The 20,061-nt window shown below is 64.1% G+C and carries 15 protein-coding genes and 1 pseudogene; 8 read left to right on the top strand and 8 right to left on the bottom strand.

What is annotated here, in order from left to right; genetic code table 11:
- The first annotated feature begins 77 nt into the window (after nt 1-77).
- Nucleotides 78-1,472, top strand: a complete 1,395-nt coding sequence (locus QN084_RS05195) for an MBL fold metallo-hydrolase (RefSeq protein ID WP_069695822.1) — start codon at nt 78-80, stop codon at nt 1,470-1,472.
- Here the strand turns inward: QN084_RS05195 and QN084_RS05190 are convergent.
- From QN084_RS05190 to QN084_RS05180, 3 genes are all read right to left on the bottom strand, one after another.
- Entirely contained in the window at nt 1,464-2,147 is a 684-nt protein-coding gene (locus QN084_RS05190; RefSeq protein WP_069695821.1) for a FadR/GntR family transcriptional regulator, read from the bottom strand. The genes QN084_RS05195 and QN084_RS05190 overlap by 9 nt on opposite strands.
- Nucleotides 2,144-3,415, bottom strand: coding sequence for an MFS transporter (locus QN084_RS05185; protein WP_069695820.1), 1,272 nt, complete (start codon nt 3,413-3,415; stop codon nt 2,144-2,146). Before QN084_RS05185 ends, QN084_RS05190 begins: the two co-directional genes overlap by 4 nt.
- A 95-nt stretch (nt 3,416-3,510) precedes the next feature.
- A complete protein-coding gene (locus tag QN084_RS05180) occupies nt 3,511-4,953 on the bottom strand; it encodes a PucR family transcriptional regulator (RefSeq protein WP_062097609.1) in 1,443 nt (480 codons plus the stop codon).
- Between the two features lie 145 nt (nt 4,954-5,098).
- On the opposite strand from QN084_RS05180, the pseudogene QN084_RS05175 reads away from it, so the two are divergent.
- Both QN084_RS05175 and gabT read left to right on the top strand, forming a co-directional pair.
- Nucleotides 5,099-6,527: pseudogene (locus tag QN084_RS05175) on the top strand (gamma-aminobutyraldehyde dehydrogenase).
- A gap of 92 nt (nt 6,528-6,619) precedes the next feature.
- The gene (gene gabT / locus QN084_RS05170) at nt 6,620-7,975 is read left to right on the top strand and encodes a 4-aminobutyrate--2-oxoglutarate transaminase (protein WP_062097607.1); all 1,356 of its coding nucleotides are present in this window, start codon (nt 6,620-6,622) and stop codon (nt 7,973-7,975) included.
- A 265-nt stretch (nt 7,976-8,240) separates the two neighbouring features.
- On the opposite strand, the gene rarD is transcribed toward gabT, so the two are convergent.
- Entirely contained in the window at nt 8,241-9,323 is a 1,083-nt protein-coding gene (rarD, locus tag QN084_RS05165; protein ID WP_069695819.1) for an EamA family transporter RarD, read from the bottom strand.
- Between the two features lie 94 nt (nt 9,324-9,417).
- On the opposite strand from rarD, the gene QN084_RS05160 reads away from it, so the two are divergent.
- From QN084_RS05160 to QN084_RS05140, 5 genes are all read left to right on the top strand, one after another.
- Entirely contained in the window at nt 9,418-10,905 is a 1,488-nt protein-coding gene (locus QN084_RS05160; RefSeq protein WP_210730868.1) for an FAD-dependent oxidoreductase, read from the top strand.
- Nucleotides 10,906-11,093: 188 nt separating this feature from the next.
- Nucleotides 11,094-12,461, top strand: a complete 1,368-nt coding sequence (locus QN084_RS05155) for a GAF domain-containing protein (protein ID WP_069695818.1) — start codon at nt 11,094-11,096, stop codon at nt 12,459-12,461.
- A gap of 94 nt (nt 12,462-12,555) precedes the next feature.
- A complete protein-coding gene (gene exaC, locus QN084_RS05150) occupies nt 12,556-14,079 on the top strand; it encodes an acetaldehyde dehydrogenase ExaC (RefSeq protein WP_069695817.1) in 1,524 nt (507 codons plus the stop codon).
- A gap of 82 nt (nt 14,080-14,161) precedes the next feature.
- Nucleotides 14,162-14,578 (top strand): DUF779 domain-containing protein, encoded by a 417-nt coding sequence (locus QN084_RS05145; RefSeq protein WP_069695816.1) that lies wholly within the window; start codon nt 14,162-14,164, stop codon nt 14,576-14,578.
- 162 nt (nt 14,579-14,740) lie between these two features.
- The gene (locus QN084_RS05140; protein ID WP_021472313.1) at nt 14,741-16,273 is read left to right on the top strand and encodes an APC family permease; all 1,533 of its coding nucleotides are present in this window, start codon (nt 14,741-14,743) and stop codon (nt 16,271-16,273) included.
- Nucleotides 16,274-16,403: 130 nt separating this feature from the next.
- Here the strand turns inward: QN084_RS05140 and QN084_RS05135 are convergent, their stop codons facing one another.
- The 4 genes from QN084_RS05135 to QN084_RS05120 all read right to left on the bottom strand — a co-directional run bounded on the left by QN084_RS05135 (nt 16,404) and on the right by QN084_RS05120 (nt 19,979).
- On the bottom strand, nt 16,404-17,039 hold the full coding sequence (locus tag QN084_RS05135; RefSeq protein WP_069695815.1) for a DUF2461 domain-containing protein: 636 nt from the start codon (nt 17,037-17,039) through the stop codon (nt 16,404-16,406).
- Nucleotides 17,040-17,158: 119 nt separating this feature from the next.
- The gene (locus tag QN084_RS05130) at nt 17,159-18,640 is read right to left on the bottom strand and encodes a catalase (RefSeq protein ID WP_021472315.1); all 1,482 of its coding nucleotides are present in this window, start codon (nt 18,638-18,640) and stop codon (nt 17,159-17,161) included.
- Between the two features lie 7 nt (nt 18,641-18,647).
- Nucleotides 18,648-19,124, bottom strand: a complete 477-nt coding sequence (locus tag QN084_RS05125; protein ID WP_021472316.1) for a Fur family transcriptional regulator — start codon at nt 19,122-19,124, stop codon at nt 18,648-18,650.
- Nucleotides 19,125-19,154: 30 nt separating this feature from the next.
- On the bottom strand, nt 19,155-19,979 hold the full coding sequence (locus QN084_RS05120) for a hypothetical protein (RefSeq protein WP_069695814.1): 825 nt from the start codon (nt 19,977-19,979) through the stop codon (nt 19,155-19,157).
- Between the last annotated feature and the right edge of the window lie 82 nt (nt 19,980-20,061).

Raw genomic sequence — 20,061 nt, 5'->3', positions numbered from 1 at the left:
TCTGGTTGAGTGGCCCCGCTGTTGGCTATAAGTCCCGCTTAAAGCCCTCCCAACGCACCGCGGCGGTACCCTGAATCATGGACGTCGTCGTCATCGAAACGCCCCAGTTGGGTGACCGCACCTACCTCGTCCACGACGGCTCAGTTGCGTTGGTGATCGACCCCCAGCGCGACACCGACCGCGTGGAGGAAGCCGCGCGCACAGCGGGTGTCCGTATCACGCATGTGGCCGAAACCCACCTCCACAACGATTACGTCACCGGAGGCCTGGTCCTCGCCGGGAAGCTCGGGGCCGAGTACCTGGTCAACGCCGCAGACAACGTTTCCTTCAACCGTTCTCCGGTCTCCGACGGGCACGTGCTGCAGGTGGGCAGGCTCACCGTGCGCGTGGTTGCGACGCCGGGGCACACGCACACGCACCTGGCGTACGTGGTGCGGGAGGACACGCACGACGGCGGCATGGAGGCCGTGTTTTCCGGCGGCAGCTTACTTTATGGCTCGGTGGGGCGGACGGACCTCGTCTCTCCCGAGGACACCGCGACCTTGGCCCACGCTCAGTACTCGTCGGTGCGGAAACTGGTGTCATCAGCTGCTCCGGAGGCTGCGCTGTATCCAACCCATGGTTTTGGATCGTTCTGCTCCATTGGACCGGCGAGCCGTGCGAATGCCTCCACCCTCGCGGAGCAGTCCGCCTCCAACCATGCCCTGACGGACCCGAGCGAGGAACATTTTGTGGCCGAGCTCCTGGAGAACATCACCGCCTACCCTGCCTACTACGCCCACATGAGCCCGCTCAATGCTGCGGGTCCGGGTCCTGCGGATTTGAGTGTTCCGGACTCGGTGGACCCGGAAGAACTCGGCCGACGGCTCGGCTCGGGGGAGTGGGTGGTGGATCTCCGGCACCGGATAGCCTTCGCAGACGACCACTTGAACGGCAGCGTGGGCTTCGAATACGGGAACGGCTCCAACTTCACCAGCTATCTCGGCTGGGTAATCCCGTGGGAACAGCCCTTGACGCTTCTGGGATCACGCACCGAGGTCGAAAAGGCGATCCGCGATCTGGCGAGGATCGGCATCGACAGCCCGGATGCCGCCGTCGGGCTTGAGGGGGACGCGGGCAACGGGCTCAGCAGACTTGCCCCGGGCGTCCCGCACTCTTCCTATCCGCATGGCGACTGGTCCGTGTTGTTGAGGGAGAGGCAGCCGGGGGACCTGGTCCTGGATGTGCGCAGGCCGGACGAATACAAGGCGTCGCACGTGGATGGTGCCATCAACGTCCCGGTGTATGAGCTGCTGCGGCGGATGGATGGATTGCCGCAGGCCAGGATCTGGGTGCATTGTGCCACGGGGTACCGGGCAAGCGTTGCCGCGAGCTTGTTGGACCGGGCGGGCCGCGACGTGGTGCTGGTTGATGCCAAGTATCGTGATGCTGCGGCGGCAGGAGTCCCGCTCAGCCGGCAGGATTCAGTCTGACGGGCTCTTGTCAGCGCAGAAGTCCAGGTTCCGGTAGACGGTAGCTACAGCGCCCTCCGGATCCCGGGCTTCGATGGCCTCAACCAGTTGGTCGTGGCCTTCGGTGGGCAGACCGTTGAAACCGTCGTTGCGCTGCTGGCGGAGGAGATCGTTGTGGAACACGCCCCCGAACGACGCGTACAACTGATGAAGCAGCGGATTGCCGGAAGCCTTGGCCACGCACTCGTGGAATTCCCAGTCGGCGCGGGCCCACGCGGCGTAATCCCCGGAGTTCCAGGAATCATGCCGGACGGACAGGAGCCGGCGCATCTCGGCGATGTCCCCGGCAGTGGCGTGCTTGGTTGCCAGCCGGGCCGCTTGGGTGTCCAGGCCGAGCCGGACTTCCACGATGTGTTCCTGCGTGTGCTCGCGGTAGATCCGCTGGGCAGCACCGAGGATCTCGCTGTTGGCCCGCACGTAGGTGCCGTCGCCGCGGCGGACTTCCAGCATGCCGGTGTGGGCCAGCGCCTTGATGGCTTCGCGCAGTGTTCCGCGGGAGACACCCAGGGTGGCCATGAGCTCAGGTTCGGCGGGGATCCGCTCCTGCAAGGGCCATTCGCCGGACTTGATCATGTCCCGCAGCTTGGCGGTAACCTCGTCGGCGAGGACCGGTCGGTGCGACGGGGTGAGGGTCATGCCGTCCTCGCTTGGGTCTTGGTGGTTCGCTTGCTCGTCAACATGTGGCTGGTGACCATGAGACCCAGCGCCACCAGGGACAGCAGGCTCATCGGCAATACCCAACCGCCGGTCACGCTGTGGAGGAGCCCCATCCCGAACGGTCCGATTGCCGCTATCAAGTATCCCAAAGACTGGGCGATGGTGGAGAGCGCGGTGGTTTCCGCCGTCGAACGGCCGCTCCGGCTGATAATCACCAAAACCAGCGGGAAGATGCCCAACCCGAATCCGAACAGGACCGCGGGAATCACAGCCAACGACGTCGGCAGCCACACCATGGCGGCGATGGCCAACAGGGTAGAGCTGCTGGCCGTATACAAGGCAGGCCGCAGCATTCCGGGCCGGGAGCCGAAGGCAAGCAGGATCATGCCCGACGCCACGGAAACCAGCTGCATGACGCCGAACTGCACGCCGCTCTCCGAAGCGCTGAGGCCCTGGGACGTCAACATGTACGCAAACCAGCTCATGACGGCGTAGGCCAGGAAGGCCTGGAACGTGAAGATGGCGGTGATGAGGATGCCCAGCCGGGTGCGGAGCAGGGGAAGCATGGGCACGCGCGGCTGATCGGTCTTGGTGGAGTTGCGGTGGTTGTGCAGGACCACGGGCAGGAATCCGAGCAGGGCAGCCACGCCGAGGAGGCCCCACGCGGCAAGGCCCATGGACGGCGACCCGAGCTGCTGGGCCAGGGGAACGCTGATGACGGCGGCAAAAGTGGCACCGCCGGACATGGTGAACGTATAGAGGCCCGTCATCATGGAAGTCCGGTCCGAGTAGTGTTCGCGGATCAGGGACGGCATGGCCACGTTGCAGACGGCCAGGCCGGACATCGCGAGCACTGTGCCCCCAAGGAGCGCGCCCGTGAACGGCACGGCACGGACCAGGAGACCGGCGGCAAGGAGTGCCAGCGCAATGAAGATAGCCTTTTCCACGCCAACGCGCCGGGTGAGCCACGACGTTCCGAGACCCGCCACGGCAAAGCAGAGCAGCGGAATGGAGGGAAGGATGGAGGCCACAAGGGCGCCGTATCCGAGGACGTGCTGCAGGTCATGGAAGAGCGCGGCGGCGCTGGTAATGCCGGCCCGAAGGTTGAGCCCGATGAGCACGACGGCGATGATCCCGAGTACGACGACGACCCTGGACTTCGGCGCGCTGCCCTGCTTGGAAGCGGCAGCGGCGGGGGAGATCGTAGGGATGTTTCCTGTCGTTGTCGTAATCGGTGTCGTCGCCATATTTAAAGGTTAGACGTTTGACGTCTAACGTAAAGAGTTCTGTGGTGAAACTCTCCTGCGAGGAAAAGCGAGCTGCGGAACCGCCGTCGTTCTTCCTACCGCGGGTTGCGGGCACCCAGCCGCTGCACCGCGAGGGCCAGCCACAACTGAACGCGGTCCTGCGTCTGCGAGGGGTCGTACCCCGTCAGCTCGGTGATCTGGGCAAGGCGGTAGCGCACGGTATTGCGGTGCAGGGTCAGCGCCTCGGCAACAGCCGCAACCGAGCCGTTGTGGTTCAGGTAGCTCTCGAGCGTGGCCACGAGTTCAGAGCCGTGGGCGGCGTCGAACTTCCGCAGGGGAGTGAGCGACTCACTTGCCATGTCAGCCAAGGGGACATCTTCGCTGGCCAGCAGGAGCGAGGTGAGACTCAGGCGCTCCGGCTCATTGACCGGCAAGCCGTGCGCCACGGCATCGCGCGCTTCGAAGTAGCTCCAGCGCAGGCCGTTCGGCTTCGTGTATGCCCCGCCGATGCCGATCACGGCGTGGATCCCCGCCTCCTGCAAGTGGTCGCTGAGGCTCTTCGCGAGTGCGGTGGCCGAGCTGCCGTCGTCGCTGATCACGGTCACCAGGTCCTTGCCGACGACGGCGCTGACGCCACCTTCCAGGGACTGGGGCAGGGAAATGGAGACCAGTTGTTTGTGATGGGCCGTGGATTCAGCAACCAGCACCACGTTCTTCCGCGTGCTGTTGATGCCCACCCCCGCCAGGCGCCGTGCTGCCTCAATGGTGTCCAGGGTTCCATGGATGACGTCATCCAGCACCTGCCCGGCCATGGCACGCTGGGCCTGGCGTTGCTTGACCATGTTGTTCAGTTCAACGCTGATGAGGTTCTGGGCGTAGCTGACGATCCCGGAATCGATGAAGGGCTGACGCAGCCACAGCGTGCAGGCATCCCGGCGGCCGGTGGGGATCGGGTACGACGCCCACCCTTCGGCCGTCGGCGCCGGCTTCCCGGGGACGCTGTTGTAGAGCTGGGCACTGAACTGGGTGAGGACCACATCCGTGCGCAGCATGCTGCCCAGTTGCTTCAACAGCTCGGCGAGGCCGCCACCGGTGAGCAGCGCCCGGGCAAGGATCTGGTGCCCGGCAAGCAGCCGTTCGAGGTTGGAGTAGTGGTCCGCCGAATGGGACTCGGCAACCAGCTTGCCGATGGCGATGAACGGGATCTCGTAGGGGACCTCCACCAAGGGCAGTCCCCAACGGTTGGCTTCCGCGATGAGGGGCTCGGGAACGGACTCGTGGGTGAGACCCGTGCCGAAACCGATGCCTACGGCGCCCGCCCGCTGGACCTGGCGCACAAAGCGGCGCTGGTCGGCCGCACTCTTGAGCCGCAGGCCCGTGGTGAGCACCAGTTCCCCGCCGCTGAGGAAACGCTGCGGGTCTTCAAGCTCCGTCACGGCCACCCAGCTGATGTCCTGGTTCCACGTGGTTTCCGCCAGCCCTGTTTTGCGGAGTTTCAGGGAGGGTACAGCAACGAGTGAAGCGAGGGTGATGGCCATGCTGAAAGGATAACCCGGCGCTGGTCAAGCGCACTAAGCGCCTGCGTCGTCTGTGTGCAGTTGGCTATTCCTTGGTGCACCCCTCTGGAATAGGCTCTGATCAGCTAAAAAGCCATGCCAACACACCGAAAGAGGGTTGCACACCGTGGTTCAAACCTTGCAGAACTTCATCAACGGCGAGTTCGTCACGCCGTCAGGTACGGGTCTCCTGGACATCGTCAACCCCGCCACCGGGGACGTCGTGGCCAAGTCTCCCGTCGGTGCAGGCAGATGTTGACGCTGCCATGTCCGCAGCCAGCGAGGCTTTCAAGACCTGGAAGCACGTCACACCGGGACAGCGCCAGCTCATGCTGCTGAAGCTGGCCGACGCCATCGAGGCCAACAGCGACGAACTCGTCGAAGCCCAGCACCGCAACACCGGACAGGTCCGTTCCCTCATCGCGTCCGAGGAAGTTGCTGCCGGCGCCGACCAGCTGCGCTTTTTCGCCGGTGCAGCACGACTCCTTGAAGGCAAGTCCGCCGGTGAGTACTTCGAGGGCCACACCTCCTATGTGCGCCGCGAGCCCATTGGCGTCGTAGCCCAGGTTGCTCCGTGGAACTACCCGTTCCTCATGGCCATCTGGAAGATCGGCCCCGCCCTGGCCGCAGGCAACACGGTAGTCCTGAAGCCCTCCGATACCACCCCTGAATCCACCCTGGTCCTGGCACGCCTGGCAGGGGAGATCTTCCCGGCCGGCGTCCTCAACGTGGTCCTCGGCACCGGTGAGACCGGCGCGATGATGGTGGAGCACAAGGTTCCCGGACTGGTGTCCATCACCGGTTCCGTCCGCGCAGGCATTGCCGTGGCCAGCGGCGCCGCGAAGGGCCTCAAGCGCGCGCACCTGGAACTGGGCGGCAAGGCCCCGGCCATCGTCTTCAAGGACGCCGACATCAAGAAGAGCGCCGCGGCCATCGCGGAATTCGCCTTCTTCAACGCCGGGCAGGACTGCACGGCCATCACCCGCGTGCTCATCGAAGACGAGATCCACGACGACATGGTTGCCGCCCTGGTGGAACACACCAAGACCCTTCAGACCGGCTCGCAGAACGACGAAGACAACTACTTCGGCCCGCTCAACAACGTCAACCACTTCAACGCCGTGACCTCCGTGGTGGAGAACCTCCCGGCGCACTGCAGGATCGAAACCGGCGGACACCGCGCAGGTGAGAAGGGCTTCTTCTTCGAGCCCACCATCATCTCCGGGGCCAAGCAGAGCGATGACATCGTCCAGAAGGAAACGTTCGGGCCCGTCATCACAGTCCAGAAGTTCAGCTCCGAAGCCGAAGCCCTCGAACTGGCCAACGACGTCGAATACGCCCTGGCTTCCAGCGTCTGGACCACCGACCACGGCACGGCCATGCGCATGAGCCGCGACCTCGACTTCGGCGCCGTGTGGATCAACACCCACATCCTCCTGACCGCAGAGATGCCGCACGGTGGCTTCAAGCAGTCCGGTTACGGCAAGGACCTCTCCATGTACGGCGTGGAGGACTACACCCGCATCAAGCACGTCATGAGTGCACTCGACGCATAAGTCAGCCGCCCGGCCCCCACTCTCCAACCTCGCTCCGCACCGGCCTGCAACCCTGCCGGCGCGCGCCGCAATCAACAAAGAAGGACATTCCCATGACCGCAACTGCGAACGAACTCTCGTACCGCATCGAGCAGAAGCGCAACATCAACGGCACGTTCCCCGGACCCAAGTCGCAGGCACTGGCTGAGCGCCGCTCCGCCGTCGTTGCTGCCGGTGTGGCTTCCGGCGTTCCTGTCTACGTAGAAGACGCCGACGGCGGCATCATCCGCGACGTCGACGGCAACTCTTTCGTCGACCTCGGCTCGGGCATCGCCGTCACCAGCGTCGGCGCTTCCGATCCCGCCGTCGTCGCCGCTGTCCAGGAAGCCGCCGCGCACTTCACGCACACCTGTTTCATGGTGACGCCGTACGAAGGCTACGTCGCCGTCGCCGAGCAGCTGAACCGCCTCACCCCGGGCAACCACGCCAAGCGCACCGTGCTCTTCAACTCCGGCGCGGAAGCCGTGGAGAACGCCATCAAGGTTGCCCGCCTGGCCACCGGCCGCGACGCCGTCGTTGCTTTCGACCACGCCTACCACGGCCGCACCAACCTGACCATGGCACTGACCGCCAAGGCCATGCCGTACAAGACCAACTTCGGACCGTTCGCGCCCGAGGTCTACCGCATGCCCATGAGCTACCCGTTCCGTGAAGAGAACCCGGAGATCACGGGTGCTGAGGCTGCCAAGCGCGCCATCACCGCGATCGAGAAGCAGATTGGCGGCGACCAGGTTGCCGCAATCATCATCGAACCCATCCAGGGTGAGGGCGGCTTCATCGTCCCGGCCGAAGGCTTCCTGCCGGCGCTGTCCGCATGGGCCAAGGAAAAGGGCATTGTTTTCATCGCCGATGAGGTCCAGTCCGGTTTCTGCCGCACCGGTGAATGGTTCGCCGTCAACCACGAGGGGGTTGTTCCGGACATCATCACCATGGCCAAGGGCATCGCCGGTGGCATGCCGCTGTCCGCGATCACCGGCCGCGCTGACCTGCTCGACGCCGTCCACCCGGGCGGCCTCGGCGGTACCTACGGTGGAAACCCGGTTGCGTGTGCAGCAGCACTGGCAGCAATCACCACCATGGAGGAGCACGATCTCAACGGCCGTGCCCGCCACATCGAGGAACTCGCCCTGGGCAAGCTCCGCGAACTGGCCTCCGAAACGTCCGTGGTGGGCGACATCCGTGGCCGCGGCGCAATGCTGGCCATCGAGCTTGTTCAGCCCGGCTCCAAGGAACCGAACGCTGAGCTCACCAAGGCTGTTGCCGCCGCTTGCCTCAAGGAAGGCGTCATCATCCTGACCTGCGGTACCTACGGTAACGTCATCCGCCTGCTCCCGCCGCTGGTGATCAGCGATGACCTGCTGCTGGACGGCCTGGAAGTACTCGCGAACGCCGTCAAGGCCAACGCATAAGGTCTGTTTTCTACAAAAAAGCAGGGCCGGGGAGCTGGAATACACCCCGGCCCTGCTTTTTCGTGTCTGCCGCGTTCGCCGTGTTCGTCGTGTTCGCCGCAACGCTGCTTGTTCGTAGGGAAGGCTCCCGCGACTCCGCACGTTTCCCGCGAACCCGGGCACCTGTCCGCCGACGTCGTGGGAAGCCTGCTTGTTCGTAGGGAAGGCTCCGGCGACGCAGCAGGTTTGCAGCGAACACGGCGCAAACCCGGCGCAGCGAACTCCGCTACACCTCCGCGAGCCGGGCCTTTTTCCGCAGCGCCGAGTTTTTCCGGGCGGTCCGGAGCATGTCGATGGTCAGCAGGATCAGGGCCAGCCAGACCACGCAGAAGCCGATCCACCGGGCCGTGGTCATGGCTTCGTTGAACACTGTCAGTGCCACGATGAACTGCAGAACCGGGGCAAAGTACTGCAGCAGGCCGATGGTGGTCATGGGCAGGCGGCGTGCTGAGGCACCGAAGAACAGCAGCGGTACAGCAGTGATGATGCCCGAAGCGAGAATGAGCCAGAAGTGTGCGGGTCCTTCGGTGGTGAGCGTTGCCATCCCCGTGGCCCCGAGGACCACCATGGTAATGGCCGCGAACGGTGCCAGTACCACTGTTTCGACCGAAAGGCTGGTCAGGGCGTCCACCCGTGGTCCTACCCTCTTTTTCACGAAGCCGTACAGGCCGAAGCTGAAAGCCAGCAGGAGCGCAATCCACGGCAGTTGGCCATAGGAGAAAGTCAGCACACCCACCGCAACGAAGCCGATGCCCACAGCGGCCCACTGGAGCGGACGCAGCTTTTCCTTCAACACGAAGACGCCCAGCAGCACGGAAACCAGCGGGTTGATGAAGTATCCGAGGGACGTCTCCACGGCGTGGCCGGTAGTGACGCCGAAGGTGTAGGTGAGCCAGTTGATGGCAATGAGGGCGGCGGCCAAGGCCAGGGGCCCCATGATGGTGCGGTCCTTCATCGCCGAGCCGAAGACCCGCCAGGCCCGGGTGATGGTGATCAGAAGGGCGCAGAAAACCAGGGACCATACCACCCGGTTGGCCACGATCTCAATGGCTCCCGCAGGCTGCAGGACAAAGAAGTAGAGGGGGAGCAGGCCCCACAAGCCGTACGCGCCGATGCCGAACAGCACACCCGTGGTGGTTTCGCTCCGAACCGGCTTAGCCACGGTTCCGCCGCCGCTACCGCCGGTGCCGGCACCGTCGCTCCCGGGTGCCGTCGTCGTGGGCTGGGTTGAAGCGGTGGAGGCTGCGGAGATCTGCTCGGGTGTGGACACAATGTGCCCAACATCCCTGCCGCCTGCAATATTCCGCAATATAGACAGCGAATTGAGGAAATCCTGTGACTCCTGCCATATGGGCGGGCGCGGGTAAGGTCGGTATCTAGAATTGGAAACCTGCGTCCCAACAATGGCGTGGCTTACTGCTTCGGAAGGGCAAACGGTGTCTGACTCAGCCGCAACCATCCCCAATCGTCCGCTTCGCGTTGCGATCGTCGGCGCAGGTCCGGCAGGTGTGTACGCCGCGGACATCCTGACCAAGTCCAACGAGGTCAAGGACGGCCACATCGAGGTCAGCATTGATCTTTTTGAGGCCTACCCCGCTCCCTATGGATTGATCCGGTACGGCGTTGCACCGGACCACCCCCGCATCAAGGGGATCGTGAACGCCCTGCACAAGGTGTTGGACCGCGGCGACATCCGCTTCCTGGGCAACGTGACGTACGGCAAGGACCTGACCCTCCACGACTTCCGGGCTTTCTACGACGCGGTGATCTTCTCCACGGGAGCCATCAAGGACGCGGACCTGAACATCCCGGGCATCGAGCTTGAGGGTTCCTTCGGGGGAGCGGACTTTGTCTCCTGGTACGACGGCCACCCGGACGTCCCCCGCGAATGGCCCCTCGAAGCCAAGGAAATTGCCGTGATCGGCAACGGCAACGTGGCCTTGGACGTAGCGCGGATGCTGGCCAAGCATCCCGAGGAACTGCTGGTGACGGAGATTCCGGACAACGTGTACCAGGGCCTGAAGGCGTCGCCGGTGACGGACGTCCACGTGTTCGGCCGCCGTGGTCCTGCGCAAGTGAAGTTCACCCCGTTGGAGTTGCGTGAGCTCTCCCATTGCAAGGACGTGGACATCGTCCTGTATCCCGAGGACTTCGAGTTCGATGAAGCTTCCGACCAGGCCATCCGGACCAACAACCAGATCAAGACCATGGTCAACACGATGACCAACTGGTTGGTGGAGGAGCACGCGGAATCGGAGGAGCCCTCCTCCCGCCGCCTCCACTTGCACTTCCTGCACAGCCCGGTGGAGATCCTCGATTCCCCGGAGACCCCCGGCAAGGTAGCCGCCATCAAGTTCGAACGCATGGAGCTGGACGGTACCGGCAATGCCAAGGGCACCGGGGAGTTCCTCGAGTACCCGGTCCAGGCGGTGTACCGGGCCATCGGGTATCACGGTTCGCCGCTGGATGAGCTGCCGTACGACGCCCGCCGCGGCGTCATTCCGAACGACGGCGGCCGCGTCCTTGACGCCGACGGCAAGCCCGTCCCGGGAATCTACGCCACGGGCTGGATCAAGCGCGGGCCGGTAGGCCTGATCGGGCACACCAAGGGCGACGCCCTGGAGACCATCGGCTGCCTCCTGGAGGACCGGCTCAACCTCCCGCCGGCGGAGAACCCCGATCCGCAGGCGATCATCGATCTCCTCGAAGAACGCGGCATCGAGTACACCACATGGGAGGGCTGGAACCGGCTCGACGCCCATGAGGCCTCCCTCGGCGCTGCCTGGACCGCGGACGGTGCCAAGGACGGGGCAGGTGCAGGCGACGGAATTGTCCGTGAGCGCATCAAGGTTGTTCCGCGCGAAGAAATGATCCGGATCTCCCGCGGCTGAGCTGTACTTGCCGCGGCAGAGCCGGGTCTCCCGCGGCTGAGCTGTACTTCCCGCGGCAGAGCCGGGTCTCCCATGCCGGAGCTCATGCCCCGCCCGGGCTTCCCGGCGGTACCCAAAGCAGGGACGCCACACTAGACTGGCGCGTACCGTCCGCTGTTTGTGCTGTTTGTCCTGCCGCCAGGAGTTCAATGAGGAACCCGATCCATCCGCCGCTTCCGGGCTCGGATGCCGCCCAACTCCTGCAGCGCCGTGCCTTGAGCGGTCACGAGCACTTGGACGGGGTGGCGTTCGGCGTCGACCATGTCCCGGGGCTTCGCAGGCTGGTCCGTGAGTCGTGGCAGCGTTCTGCCCAGTTGAAAGCGAACCCCGATGCGGCTGAAGCTCCGCTTGCCATGGACAGTGACGAGTTGGAGGATTACCGGCGCCAGCACCCGCTCGCCACCATCATGCCGGTGATCCGCAAGCTCCTCATCCAGCCAAGCCATGAGAGCGGCTTGCTGGTCGCGGTGGGAGACGAGGTCGGCCGCCTCTTGTGGGTGGATGGCGACCCCGTGATGCAGCGGCGCGCGGAGGGCATGATGTTCGTGGCCGGTTCGGACTGGTCCGAGGCCTCGGTGGGGACCAGCGCCCCGGGGACCGCACTGGCCCTTGACCGCAGCATCCAGATTTCCGGGGCTGAGCACTTCAAGCGTTCCGTGCATCCGTGGAGCTGCACGGCTGTCCCGTTCCACGATCCCGATTCCGGTGCCCTGCTGGGGGTCGTCGACATCACCGGCACCGAGGCGGCTGTTGCTCCCCACACGCTCTCGCTGGTGGAGGCCACCGTGGCCGCAGCCCAGGCGCAGTTGCGGATCGAACGTCTCCAACTCGCCGCTGCGGCCTTCGAAAGACCACGACGCCGGAGCTCACCCTCGGGTGCCGCGGTCACCGGCGGAGGGGTCAGGGACAGGAACACGCTGTACCGCAACAGCCTGCAACTGCTGGGCAGGGACCAGGCGTTGTTGAGTCTCGGTGGCAGGAGCGTCACGCTGTCGGCGCGGCACAGCGAAATCCTGGCGATCCTCGGAAACCACCCGGAAGGGCTGAGCGCCGACGAATTGTGCGCGCGCCTCTACCCGGGCGAGGGATCGGCCGTGACGCTGCGCGCGGAGATGGTCCGGTTGCGCAAGGTGGTGCAGGAACTGAGCCCTGAAGCTGTTCCCGAATCCCGTCCGTACCGGCTTCCCGTTGAGCTTCTGCCTGATTCGGACCAGGTCCTGAGCTGCCTGCAACGCGGCGCACACCGCATCGCCCTGGAAATTTACAAAGGTGCCCTTCTTCCGCGTTCGGAGGCTCCCGGCGTCGTTCAGTTGCGCGAGCGCGTTTCGCACTTGCTGCGCGAGGCGCTGCTTACCGACGGCAGCGTGGATTCGCTCCTGAAGTACGCCGCGTTGCCGGAGGCAAAGTACGACGCCGACCTCCGCCTTGCGATCCTGAGGCTCCTGCCGCCGCGCTCGCCAAAGCGGGCTGCGATCGTGGCAGACCTTGAACGGCTTGAGGATGAACTCGGCGCGTGACCTGGACCACATAGTTGCAACGTTGCTGCAACCTTCCCGCTCCTAGGCTCGGACCAATGGCAACAGCCACTGATTCGCAGCAAAGGAGCTAGCAATGACTGTTTATGCACAGCCAGGTGCCGAAGGTTCGAAGGTTACCTTCAAGGACCGGTACGAGAACTGGATTGGCGGGGAATGGGTTGCCCCGGTCAAGGGTGGCTACTTCGAGAACATCACTCCGGTGACGGGCAAGGCTTTCTGCGAGGTTGCGCGGGGTACGGCCGAGGACATCGAGCTGGCATTGGATGCCGCACATAAGGCGGCGCCGTCCTGGGGCAAGACCTCAGCTGCCGAACGCGCAGCCATCCTGAACAAGATCGCGGACCGCATTGACGAGAACGTCGAGCTTCTGGCCGTCGCTGAAACCTGGGATAACGGCAAGCCCATCCGCGAAACCCTCAACGCGGACATTCCCTTGGCTGCCGACCACTTCCGCTACTTCGCCTCCGCCATCCGCGCCCAGGAAGGCCACCTGTCCCAGCTCGATGACGACACCACCGCCTACCACTTCAAGGAGCCGCTGGGTGTCGTGGGACAGATCATCCCCTGGAACTTCCCCATCCTCATGGCCGTGTGGAAGCTCGCTCCCGCGCTGGCTGCCGGCAACGCCGTGGTGCTCAAGCCCGCCGAGCAGACGCCGAGTTCCATCCTGGTCCTGATCGAACTCATCGGTGACCTGCTGCCCGCGGGTGTGGTGAATGTGGTCAACGGCTTCGGCGTGGAGGCGGGCAAGCCGCTCGCTTCCAGCTCCAGGATCCGGAAGATCGCGTTTACCGGCGAGACCACTACGGGCCGGTTGATCAGCCAGTACGCCTCCAACAACCTCATCCCCGTCACGCTGGAACTTGGCGGCAAGAGCCCGAACATTTTCTTCGACGATGTCGCCGCCCAGAACGACGCTTTCTATGACAAAGCACAGGAAGGCTTCACGCTCTTCGCTTTCAACCAGGGCGAGGTATGCACCTGCCCCTCCCGCGCCCTGGTGCAGGAGGGCATATATGACACCTTCCTGGCCGACGTCATCGCCCGCACCAACAAGATCATCCAGGGCAACCCGCTGGACACCGACACGCAGGTCGGCGCGCAGGCTTCCAACGACCAGTTGGAGAAGATTCGCTCCTACATCGACATTGGAAAGCAGGAAGGAGCCAAGGTCCTCACCGATGGCGCCCGGGCCGAACTGTCCGGGGACCTGGCCGGCGGCTACTACGTCCAGCCCACCATCTTCGAAGGCCACAACCGGATGCGGATCTTCCAGGAGGAGATCTTCGGTCCCGTGGTGTCCGTGACCAAGTTCAGCGACTACAACGATGCGATCGGCATTGCCAACGACACCCTCTACGGCCTCGGTGCCGGGGTGTGGTCGCGCAACGGCAACGTCGCCTACCGCGCCGGGCGGGAAATCCAGGCAGGACGTGTGTGGGTGAACAATTACCACGCCTACCCGGCCGGCGCGGCCTTCGGCGGGTACAAGTCATCCGGCATCGGCCGTGAGAACCATGCCATGATGCTCGACCACTACCAGCAAACCAAGAACCTGCTGGTCAGCTACAACGAGAACAAGCTCGGCTTCTTCTAGACAACCAAGCGCGGAAGGTGCCCTCAAGGACGTTTCCTTCGGGGCACCTGCCGCGCCTACGTGGCATCACCAGGAGGTTTCAATGGCCAGCGTGGAAGCATCGAGCACGATTCCGGGAGAGGACTTCCCGCGGGTGTCGCTCACGGAAGAGTCCGTAGCGCTTTTGCGGAAACTGTGGGAGCAGCACGGACCCCTCATGTTCCACCAGTCCGGTGGTTGCTGCGACGGGTCGGCACCCATGTGCTACCCGGCCGGTGAGTTCCTGACCGGTGACTCGGACATTCTCTTGGGCAGGTTCCGCATCTGGCCGGGAGACGATGAGCAGCCCCTTGAGTTCTGGATGTCCAAGGAGCAGTTCAACTATTGGTCACACACGCACCTCACGGTGGACGTCGTGACCGGCCGGGGGAGCGGCTTTTCGGTGGAAGCGCCGGAGGGGAAGAGGTTCCTGATCCGGTCCATGATCATGGACTGGGATGTGCGGGTGTCTGACAGCTAACGAGGCACGGTGTGGTGGAGGCCACGTTCCGGGTAACTGCAGCAACATCTGCCCCAGTGGTATAGGTGGCGTCTCATTATTTGGGACAAATATGGCCGTCCATTGGCCGGACCCTATCCTTGATAGGTCCTATACCACCCCCATCCAGAATGTGGCATCTTTATGAACATTTTCAGGACCAAGCCGGTCGAGCAGTCGATTGCCGACGCTGACGAACCCGGTCGCAAGCTTAAGCGCAGCCTCAGCACCTGGGACCTGATGATCATGGGTGTTGCTGTCGCTGTTGGCGCCGGCATCTTCTCCGTCGGTGCGAAGGCCGCAGCGAACTTCGCCGGCCCCGCCGTCACCATCTCCTTTGTGGTCGCAGCCATCACCTGCGCCCTCGCCATCATGTGCTACGCGGAATTCGCCACGGCAATCCCGGTGGCCGGCTCCGCCTACGTCTTCACCTACGCCACCATGGGCGAGGTCCTTGCCTGGATTATCGGCTGGAACCTCATCCTTGAACTGTTCACGGCGGCGGCAGTCATCGCCAAGTACTGGGGCATCTACCTCAGCACCGTCTTCGGGCTCATGGGCGTGGAACTCCCGCCCTCCATCCCGCTGGGTGGGGTGGAACTCTACTGGGGCGCCTTCCTGATCGTCGCGATCTTCACCGTGCTGCTGGTGCTGGGGACAAAGCTGTCCGCACGCGTCGGCAACATCTTCACGCTCATCAAGATCGGCGTGGTCCTGTTCGTGATCGTCGTGGGCTTCACCTACGTGAAGTTCTCCAACTACACCCCGTTTGTCCCGGCCTCCGAACCGACCGGTGGTTCCGGCGTGGCAGACGTCATGAAGCAGTCCTTCTTCGGCTTCCTGACCGGCGCTGCACCGGCCCAGTACGGCACGCTGGGCGTGTTCGCCGGCGCAGCCCTGGTGTTCTTCGCCTTCATCGGCTTCGATGTGGTGGCCACCTCCGCCGAAGAGGTCAAGAACCCGCAGAAGACCTTGCCCCGCGGTATCTTCGGTGGCTTGGCGCTGGTGACGCTCCTTTACATCCTGGTGTCCCTGGCACTGACCGGCATGGTGTCGTACACCCAGCTGGCGGAAGTGAAGAACCCGACGTTGACCACCGCCTTCGAAGCTGTGGGCAACACGGATGCCGCCAAGGTGATCGCGTTCGGCTCGCTGATCGGCCTCACCACGGTGATCATGGTTCTGCTCATGGGCCTGGCCCGCGTTGTGCTGGCCATGAGCCGCGACGGCCTGCTTCCGCGGGCACTGTCGAAGACCAGCGACAAGCACGCTACCCCTGCCCGCCTGCAGATTATCTGCGGTGCTGCAGTGGCCGTGGTGGCCGGCGTGACCAAGGTTGACCTCCTCGAAGAGATGATCAACATCGGAACGCTCTCCGCGTTCGTCATGGTGAGCCTTGGCATCCTGGTGCTCCGCAAGAAGCGTCCGGACCTGAAGCCCTCGTTCCGGGTGCCGTTCGGCAAGGTCCTGCCGTGGGTCTCGGCAATCCTCTGCCTCTACCTGATGACCAACCTGGCCGTGGAAACCTGGCTCTTCTTCGCGATCTGGCTCGTAGTGGGCATCATCATCTACTTCTCTTACGGGCAGCGCCACTCCCGCCTCAATGAGAAGTTCGCCGCAGCCAAAGCCTCGATCGATAACAAGCCCGGCGATGAGGACACGTTCACCAAGGTTTAGCCCTCGGTGGGGCGGCACATGCTGCCGACGCGGCCCAGCGCGTCCTCGATGGCGCTGACACATGCGCCCGGAATCTGAATGGTTCCGGGCGCATCCCTGTTTCCGGACACGATGGCAAACTGCCGCACCGTTACGGCGCCGCGTGCTCGCCCACCCATTCCACCAGCGGCTGCAAGTCCCGCCACCGGGCAGTGATCTCCTGCACGGCTCCCGGTGTGGACAGCCACGCCGGCTGGCCAAGATCGAGGGCTGCAGACAACGATTTATGTTTCAGCAGTTCTGCCCGCGGGTGGTCCTTATCGAAACCCCGGGGAACCGTCTTGAGTGTTTCGCCCTCAATGGAGAACCCCGCGGCGGCAAGGGCATCGACGATCCGCTCCAGTTCACTGCCGCTGGCCGGCGCGTCCACCGCAGCGCGGTAACGGGCCAATTGCGCCGGACTGTGCGCAAAGAACCCGCCGCTGACGCGAAACCCGTCCGCGCTGACCTGGACGTAATAGCCAACGCGTTCATGGCGGGCTGCAAACCCGCCCTGAGCCGTCTTGTAAGGCGACTTGTCCTGCGAAAAACGGACGTCGCGGTTGGGCCGGAAGACCTTCGCCGGCCCGAACTCCGGTTCCAACTCCGCAAGGAGGGCTGTCAGCGGCTCCCGCACCCCGGCGTCGTACGCGCTTTTGTGCTCCAGCCACCACTCACGGTTGTTGTTCTCTTCAAGTTCTTCGTAGAAGCGGAAAGCGGCCGTGGGGATCCCTTGGAATGTGCTCATATAAGGATCCTATGGACGGCGCTGCACGGGCAGCCACGACCGGACGATGCTATGTGGAAAAGAAAATCACCCCGCCGCGGACGAACCGCGACGGGGTGATCCGGGTAAAACCGAAACGCTTAGAGCTTGTTGGCTGCTTCTGCGTCGGAGGCGCCCTGGCCTGCGCCGAGGTTGGCGCGCAGCTTGGCGCCGAGGTCGGCGTCAACGTTGGTCCAGTACTGGATGGCGCGTTCCTTGATGTCGGCGCTCTTCACGCCGCCGACTGCACCGGTGATGGTGTCCAGGAAGCGTGCCTTGGCAGCCTCGTCGTACACCTCGCGGTAGAGGGTGCCTGCCTGGCCGAAGTCGTCGTCCTCAGCGTGCAGGGAGTGGGCGGAGAGGGTGAGCTCGCCGTCGTTCTCCCAGCCACCTGCGGGGGAAGCCGGCTCAACGGCAGCCGGGCCGCCAACGGTGTTCGGTGCGTAAACCGGGGTGGTCGGGGCGTTGAAGAGGTAACGTCCCTGGCCGTCCTGGCTGTAGTTGTGAACCGGGCTCTTGGGCTGGTTCACCGGGATCTGTGCGTGGTTGGTGCCAACGCGGTAGCGGTGTGCGTCAGCGTAGGAGAAGATGCGGGCCTGCAGCATCTTGTCCGGGGAAGCAGCAATGCCCGGAACGAAGTTCGACGGCGCGAAGGTGGCCTGCTCGATCTGCGCGAAGTAGTTCTCCGGGTTCTTGTTCAGCTCCATGGTGCCCACGTGGATCAGCGGGTAGTCAGCGTGCGGCCACACCTTGGTGAGGTCGAACGGGTTGAAGCGGTAGGTCTTGGCGTCCTCGTAAGGCATGACCTGGACGTGCAGTTCCCAGGACGGGAAGTTGCCGGCTTCGATGTTCTCGTAGAGGTCGCGGATGTAGAAGTCTGCATCCGAACCGGCCAGTGCCTCGGCCTGCTCGCCCGTGATGGAGTTGACGCCCTGGTTGGACTTGAAGTGGTACTTCACCCAGAAGCGCTCGCCTGCGGCGTTGATCCACTGGTAGGTGTGCGAGCCGTAGCCCTGCATTTCACGCCATGAAGCCGGAAGACCGCGGTCACCCATGAGCCAGGTGACCTGGTGGGCGGACTCGGGGGAGAGGGTCCAGAAGTCCCACTGCATGTCAGCGTCACGCAGGTGGCTGCCCGGGAGGCGCTTCTGGGAGTGGATGAAGTCCGGGAACTTGATGCCGTCGCGGATGAAGAACACCGGGGTGTTGTTGCCGACGAGGTCGTAGTTGCCCTCGGAGGTGTAGAACTTCACGGCGAAACCGCGGGGATCGCGCCAGGTGTCAGGAGAACCGTTTTCGCCGGCAACGGAGGAGAAGCGGATCAGCATGTCCGTCTCGGCGCCCGGCTGGAGGAAGGCTGCCTTGGTGTACTTGGAAACGTCCGACGTGGTCTTGAACGTACCGAATGCGCCGCCGCCCTTGGCGTGGACAACACGCTCCGGGACGCGCTCGCGGTTGAACTGTGCGAGCTTTTCCACCAGGTAGTGGTCGGTCAGGATGATGGCACCGTCTGCGCCGACGGACTTGGAGTGCGCGTCAGAGGTAACGGGGGCACCAGACTGTGTTGTGGAAATGGCAGTCATCGTTCTCCTATTTCTTGGTTACTGGTAGTACGGGAAGCTGTTGTTTGGCTTGGCAGTCCTGGCAGATCCCCTGGTACAGGACATCTGCGATCTGGATGGTCATCGGCTTGGTGTGTTCGTCCCAATGCGGAGTGAGGCACGGTGCGTGTCCCACGGCGCAATCCACGTCCTCCACCTTGCCGCAGCTGATACAGACGGCGTGATGGTGATTGTCGCCCACCCTGGTTTCGTACAGCGCCGGGGAGTGCGGGGGTTCGAAACGCCGCAGCATCTGCAAGTCCGTGAGATCGCTGAGCACCACGTAAACCGACTGCGCCGTCAGTTCCGGTAGCTCCTCACGGGCGGCAGCGAGAATACCCTCTGCCGGGGAGTGCGGATGATGCTGGACCGCGGCCAATACTGCCAGCCGCTGTTTGGTCACGCGCCGTCCATGGGAACGCAGGGCGGCTGCCCATGCGTCCTGGTCGGCTGTGTGATCGATCATGCATCCATTAAAGCATTTATTTTGAGAAGTTCACAATAAGGCGAGGTTAACTTCCGGGAACGTGAACAAAGCCGGGAGGGGGCTCTCCGTTTCGGCGCCCGAACGCCCCACCGCATGAATCCGGAGCGAGCCATCATCGCTGGCGGCTTCCACCGCAACGCAACTGAAGCCGCTCATTCCGCCGGGCAGCGGCAAGGCGCCCAAAGTTGCGGCGATGGCCACCATGTCGGCGGGTTGCAGTTCGGCGATCTCCCGGGCGCTGCCGGGCGGTTCGATCACGCAGTGGGGTTGGGCTGCGTCCAAGGACACCAGCCGCGGGCCCTCCTCGGGATCGCGTACGACGCCGGAACCCGGCTCCCGCGAATGCGGGCCGGTTGGGCGCGGGGCAGGGTGGGCGCCAGGCGTTTCATGGGCATCAGACAAGGGGCCCGATTCAAAGAACCTGATGGATTGCCGCAATTCCATATCCACGGCTTCCAGCGCGTGCTCCGGTTCTGCCACGCGTCGGTGGGAGGGCAGCGACAGCTGGCGTCCCGGCGTCGTGGTTTCACCCTCCCAGCGCGCAAACAGATGGAACGTCGGCGTCGAGGACTCCGCAACCGGTTCTCCCACCGCGGAACCGAGCGGATGCCAACGGTGGGCAAACATCACGGCACACCTCCCGGCGCCCAGGACGTCCTGCAGTGCAGCACGGGCGAGGTGATGGCAGTGGAGCCAGTCGGCCGCCGAGGCCTCGTTGAATTCCGTGGAGGGGTCGGACAAGCGGATCAGGATATGTCCGGCAGTCAACGGGTGCCGTGGCCGGGCCAGTTCCCAAATACCGGAGCGGAACAGCAACTGCCGTGATAGCACCATGGTGGACTCCTTCCCCCGGGTGAGCCTACCAAGCGCCTCGTCCCCAGGGGAGACGCCATGCGAGATGCCGTGTTCCGGCACT

Source organism: Paenarthrobacter sp. R1, from assembly GCF_030264015.1.
GTDB lineage: Bacteria > Actinomycetota > Actinomycetes > Actinomycetales > Micrococcaceae > Arthrobacter > Arthrobacter ureafaciens.
This window is presented reverse-complemented; position numbering and strand designations above follow the sequence as displayed.

Excerpts from the sequence above, each read along its gene's own strand:
- QN084_RS05195 (WP_069695822.1), top strand. The coding sequence starts at position 78 with ATGGACGTCGTCGTCATCGAAACGCCCCAGTTGGGTGACCGCACCTAC.
- QN084_RS05190 (WP_069695821.1), bottom strand. The coding sequence starts at position 2,147 with ATGACCCTCACCCCGTCGCACCGACCGGTCCTCGCCGACGAGGTTACC.
- QN084_RS05185 (WP_069695820.1), bottom strand. The coding sequence starts at position 3,415 with ATGGCGACGACACCGATTACGACAACGACAGGAAACATCCCTACGATC.
- QN084_RS05180 (WP_062097609.1), bottom strand. The coding sequence starts at position 4,953 with ATGGCCATCACCCTCGCTTCACTCGTTGCTGTACCCTCCCTGAAACTC.
- gabT (WP_062097607.1), top strand. The coding sequence starts at position 6,620 with ATGACCGCAACTGCGAACGAACTCTCGTACCGCATCGAGCAGAAGCGC.
- QN084_RS05160 (WP_210730868.1), top strand. The coding sequence starts at position 9,418 with ATGGCGTGGCTTACTGCTTCGGAAGGGCAAACGGTGTCTGACTCAGCC.
- QN084_RS05155 (WP_069695818.1), top strand. The coding sequence starts at position 11,094 with ATGAGGAACCCGATCCATCCGCCGCTTCCGGGCTCGGATGCCGCCCAA.
- exaC (WP_069695817.1), top strand. The coding sequence starts at position 12,556 with ATGACTGTTTATGCACAGCCAGGTGCCGAAGGTTCGAAGGTTACCTTC.
- QN084_RS05145 (WP_069695816.1), top strand. The coding sequence starts at position 14,162 with ATGGCCAGCGTGGAAGCATCGAGCACGATTCCGGGAGAGGACTTCCCG.
- QN084_RS05140 (WP_021472313.1), top strand. The coding sequence starts at position 14,741 with ATGAACATTTTCAGGACCAAGCCGGTCGAGCAGTCGATTGCCGACGCT.
- QN084_RS05135 (WP_069695815.1), bottom strand. The coding sequence starts at position 17,039 with ATGAGCACATTCCAAGGGATCCCCACGGCCGCTTTCCGCTTCTACGAA.
- QN084_RS05130 (WP_021472315.1), bottom strand. The coding sequence starts at position 18,640 with ATGACTGCCATTTCCACAACACAGTCTGGTGCCCCCGTTACCTCTGAC.
- QN084_RS05125 (WP_021472316.1), bottom strand. The coding sequence starts at position 19,124 with ATGATCGATCACACAGCCGACCAGGACGCATGGGCAGCCGCCCTGCGT.
- QN084_RS05120 (WP_069695814.1), bottom strand. The coding sequence starts at position 19,979 with ATGGTGCTATCACGGCAGTTGCTGTTCCGCTCCGGTATTTGGGAACTG.